We start from the raw sequence: 659 nt of genomic DNA, 5'->3' as shown, positions 1-659 counted from the left end.
GTTTTCCTGCGTGGAGCAGGTCAGGGCTGGTATGCACGCTGCCGGGGGAAGGGGGCGTAGTGGCGGAATTCCGCTTGTTGGGGAAGGTGGCCGTCGTGGTGGACGGTTGCCCGCTGGATCTGGGGCCGGACCGGCAGCGGTGCGTGCTGGCCGCGTTGGCGGTGGACGTCGGTCGCGTGGTGTCGGTGGAGCGGCTGATGGAGCGGGTCTGGGGTGGGGACCCGCCGTTGCGGGTCCGGGCGACGTTGCTGAACTACCTGTCCCGTCTGCGCCGGGTGTTGGTCGAGGTTGCGGATGTCGTCCGACGGCCGGGCGGTTACGCGCTGGAGGTCGACCGGGCGGCGGTCGACCTGCACCGGTTCCGTGGTCACCGGGCGCGTGCCCGTGCCTGCGCCGGCGACGACCGCCGCGTGGTGGAGTCTCTGGGGGATGCGCTGCGGTTGTGGCGCGGGGAAGCGTTGACCGGGCTCGGTGGCGACTGGGCGGCGGCCGAGCGCGCCAGGCTCCACCAGGAGCGCCTGGACGCCGAGTGCGACCTCACCGACGCCTTGTTGGGGCTCGGACACGGCGAGGACCTGGTGGCCGATCTGACCATCCGCACCGTCGAGTGGCCGTTGGACGAGCGGGTGGCCGGCCAGTACATGCTGGCGGTCTACCGC

At 72.1% G+C, this 659-nt stretch carries 1 protein-coding gene; it reads left to right on the top strand.

The window, feature by feature from the left end; translation table 11 throughout:
• Positions 1-59: 59 nt before the first annotated feature.
• Positions 60-659, top strand: a 600-nt coding sequence (locus tag FM051_RS50040) for an AfsR/SARP family transcriptional regulator (RefSeq protein ID WP_202919548.1), incomplete at its 3' end; no start/stop codon positions are given.

The sequence above is a fragment of the Saccharothrix deserti genome (assembly GCF_009769385.1).
Classification (GTDB): Bacteria; Actinomycetota; Actinomycetes; order Mycobacteriales; family Pseudonocardiaceae; genus Actinosynnema; species Actinosynnema deserti.
Note: the sequence above shows the minus strand (reverse complement) of the source record. Positions and strands in the feature narration are given on the sequence as shown.